We start from the raw sequence: 3,502 nt of genomic DNA on the forward strand, positions 1-3,502 counted from the left end.
CGACACCAATATTTTCAAGGAATTGGCTTTATTTTTGTGGTGGGAAAGTTGAGTAGTATAAGTATTCTGTGGACCTGTTTTTCTGGTTTTCAGGATGTATAAAATTTTAAGGGGGCAGTTATATGGGTATAAAAAAGAAATTTCAAATTTTTGCCATAGGCGTCGGCGTATTGCTGGCCTTGGTATCAATGATTGGTTTTCTCATATCGGATTCCAATCTGGAGTCCAGTGTAGAAGCAGAGCTTACTGCAGTAGTCAGCAACGATTCTGCCGAGCTGAATGGCTGGTTTAAGGAAAAGGCCACCTCGGCCACCTATGCAGCCAATCTCATGTCATCCTACAAGGGGGACAGAGCTCGTATTGAGTCGATTGATTCCTTGTCCCTTATTTCCTCCGATAAGGAAATTCTGGATTTGAATGTAGGTACTGAGGATGATTACTTCGCTTCATTCTATGGCGGCAACATGACCGGTAAACTGATACCAAAGCAGCGTCCTTGGTACAATGACGCCAAGAATGCCGGCAAGACAGTATTCACCGAGCCTTATGTAGATAAGAACACCGGCAAGCTGGTAGTTTCTGTAGTATCACCATTTAACGGAGCCAATGGCTTTTATGGTTCTCTGTGCACCGATATTGCCCTGGATATCGTTAGTGAGCGTGCCAAGGCTGCCAAGTATCGTGGCGAAGCCGGTCAGGGTATCGTAATTGATGGTGCCGGTAACATTCTGGGTACCGCCGGTAAGGAAGAAATCATGTCCGATGTCCGCAAGGTAAAGGGTATTGGCGAGCATTTTGACGAAATGGTGAAGAAGGACAGTGGCTTCTTTACCTATGAAAATGATGAAGGCAAGCAGGTATTTGGTTACAAGAAGCTGCCATGCAATGGCTGGATCTTTGGCTTGTCCGTTCCTTATGATTATGTATTTGCACCTGTATCCAATTTGAAGATTACCTTTGGTATTCTCACCGTAGTTGGTTTCCTCATCGTTATTGCAATGTGCCTGAAGTTTGCTGATACTATCACCACTCCTATTGAGGCCCTGAAGGATCATGCAGACCAGCTTGCCCATGGTAACCTTAGATTGCAGGATATTGTCAGAACCTCCGATGACGAAATCGGTTCCCTTGTTACGGCCTTTAATACCATGAGGGCCCATCTGGCCAAGCTGATCAGCTCCATGGCCACCACTGCCGAGCAGGTGGCTGCTTCCTCCGAGGAGCTCACCGCCAACGCCCAGCAAAGTGCCGAGTCCTCCGTTCATACAGCTGAAACCGTATCCCAGGTAAGCACCAATATGGATCAGCAGATTTCCGATGTTAATACGGCCAAGGAAAGTGTGGACAACGTATATAGCGATATTGAGCTCATGACCAGCAAGACCAATGAGGCCTCTGATGCGTCCCGGGCTGCTGCCCAGGCTGCCCAGGATGGTGCTGAATTGATGAAGGCTGCCATGGAAAAGATTGGCTCCCTGGAGGGCAGTGTTCTCCAGTCTGCCGAGGTTGTAAAGGAGCTTGGGGAAAATTCCAAGCAGATTGGTCAAATCGTAGAGGCTATTTCCTCCATTGCCGAGCAGACCAACCTCTTGTCCCTTAATGCCGCTATTGAGGCAGCCCGTGCCGGTGAGCAGGGCCGCGGCTTTGCCGTAGTAGCTGAGGAGGTAAGAAAGCTGGCTACCGAGTCCAAGGAGTCCGCTGAACAGATTAAGGCAAGGATTTCCTCCATTCAGGAAAATACCGACAGAGCAGTTGCCTCCATGGAGCAGGGTACCAGAGAGGTTGAGCAGGGTACTAAGGCAATCCGTGAGGTTGGTACCCAGTTTACTGAGATTATGACCAAGGTAAATGGTATTGGCGACTCCATGAAGGAGATCAACAACTCCGTACAGACCGTTTCCACCGGTGCTACCCGCATTGTTCAGGCCGTGGATGCTATTGACTCCGTGAGCAAGCAGACTGCTGAGCATATGAACCTTATTGCCGGTACCACCGAGCAGCAATCCGCTTCCAACGAAGAAATTGCCGCTGCCTCCCATGCTTTGGCCAAGATGGCAACTGATATGAGTGCTATGGTAGGTGAGTTCCAGGTATAATTTTGTACGTTGACGCCGATAAAAGGGGTTAACAGGTAAATCGGTTTACTGAACTGAACAATCCCCCTGGTTCGCTGACCGGGGGGATTTTCTAGTGCCATATATGGGAAAGGCTTTCCGGAGGCTAGGGAAAATGAACCCCATGCCAAGGGGTGCTAAGTCTCCCTACTCTTAGGTGGGAGAAAAGCCCCCTAGGCTCTGGATTAATTCTACTACCTTCAGTGGGGGGATAAATATACCACTGAATAAATCTTATTAAAAAAAGAGGAAAATTTATTATTTATGGCGAATTTGACGATAAAAAATATGAATTTTCGGGAGGTCGTGAATTATGAATATTAAAAAGAAAATTGCTGTTACTTTGTTAGCTGGTCTGTTTACTGGAAATGTGGTAAGTGCCACGCCATCACTTATAGAGCGGGAAAGTATAAATCAGGTGGCTCTGCTCCAGTCCCTGGCCCAGGGCTATTTGGGGGGAACTGTGAAGGTAAAGGAGCTCCGTGCCGTAGGGGATACCGGCATCGGAACCTTTGAGGGCCTTAACGGTGAAATGATTGTCCTGGATGGCATTGTTTATCAGGCCCTGGGTGACGGCCGGGTAGTGGTGGCTGATGACCAGGGGGCAGTGCCATATGCTACCGTGACCATGTTTGACGATGATGTGAGCCTTGACTTAACCAATGTCACCGATAAGGCAGCCTTTGAAGCTGTTCTGAACAGGGCCGTAAAGGAATATGGGGAAAACAGCTTTTATATGGTAAAAATGAAGGGGGAATTTTCCTCCATACTGTTCCGCAGTGAATACGGCAGCCAGCCGCCTTATCCTACATTATTGGAAGCCCTAAAGGGGAAGCAGACGGAATTTACTGCCAAGAATATCAAGGGAACCCTGGTGGGCTTGTATTGTCCAAACTATATGGGGGGACTTAATACCCCAGGCTGGCATTTCCATTTTATTTCCGATGACAGAACCCGGGGCGGCCATATCCTGGAGCTGTCATTGAAAAAGGGTACTGTACAGTTTGATAAAACTGACAAATTTACCATGATGATAATTTGGCCAAGGATATGAAAGAGGATATCCGAAGCGCCGAGCAGGATAAAATGCGTACCAATAATTAAATAAATTGGAGATAAACAAAAATGAATGAGCAATCCATTTTTTTTCATCCCAATAACAGAAATCTTTGGTTCACATCAACTGTGACCATTCTGGGGATGGCTTTGCTGATAGCCCTTGTTTGGTTTTTGAAGGTGCCCAATCCCAATATGGTATTAATTACTGGTATTATCATTTTTACCAGTATGTTCGGACGCATGGCCGGGGTGATTTCCACCCTGATGATTATTATTTACTCAACTTTCCCAGCATAAATTCTGGAACAATCCCTTAATATACCTGCTCT

Annotated in this window: 3 protein-coding genes; all 3 read left to right on the forward strand. The window is 46.9% G+C overall.

The window, feature by feature from the left end; genetic code table 11:
* Positions 1-122: 122 nt before the first annotated feature.
* The 3 genes from Q0Y54_RS12315 to Q0Y54_RS12325 all read left to right on the forward strand — a co-directional run bounded on the left by Q0Y54_RS12315 (position 123) and on the right by Q0Y54_RS12325 (position 3,470).
* Positions 123-2,096 (forward strand): methyl-accepting chemotaxis protein, encoded by a 1,974-nt coding sequence (locus tag Q0Y54_RS12315; RefSeq protein WP_297968525.1) that lies wholly within the window; start codon positions 123-125, stop codon positions 2,094-2,096.
* Positions 2,097-2,427: 331 nt separating this feature from the next.
* On the forward strand, positions 2,428-3,168 hold the full coding sequence (budA, locus tag Q0Y54_RS12320) for an acetolactate decarboxylase (protein WP_297968527.1): 741 nt from the start codon (positions 2,428-2,430) through the stop codon (positions 3,166-3,168).
* A gap of 71 nt (positions 3,169-3,239) precedes the next feature.
* Positions 3,240-3,470, forward strand: a complete 231-nt coding sequence (locus Q0Y54_RS12325; RefSeq protein ID WP_297968532.1) for a hypothetical protein — start codon at positions 3,240-3,242, stop codon at positions 3,468-3,470.
* The last annotated feature ends 32 nt before the right edge of the window (positions 3,471-3,502 follow it).

It is taken from the genome of uncultured Anaerovibrio sp., from assembly GCF_947302755.1.
GTDB lineage: Bacteria > Bacillota > Negativicutes > Selenomonadales > Selenomonadaceae > Anaerovibrio.

Coding starts and splice junctions, on each gene's coding strand:
- budA (WP_297968527.1), top strand. CDS start 2,428: ATGAATATTAAAAAGAAAATTGCTGTTACTTTGTTAGCTGGTCTGTTT.
- Q0Y54_RS12315 (WP_297968525.1), top strand. CDS start 123: ATGGGTATAAAAAAGAAATTTCAAATTTTTGCCATAGGCGTCGGCGTA.
- Q0Y54_RS12325 (WP_297968532.1), top strand. CDS start 3,240: ATGAATGAGCAATCCATTTTTTTTCATCCCAATAACAGAAATCTTTGG.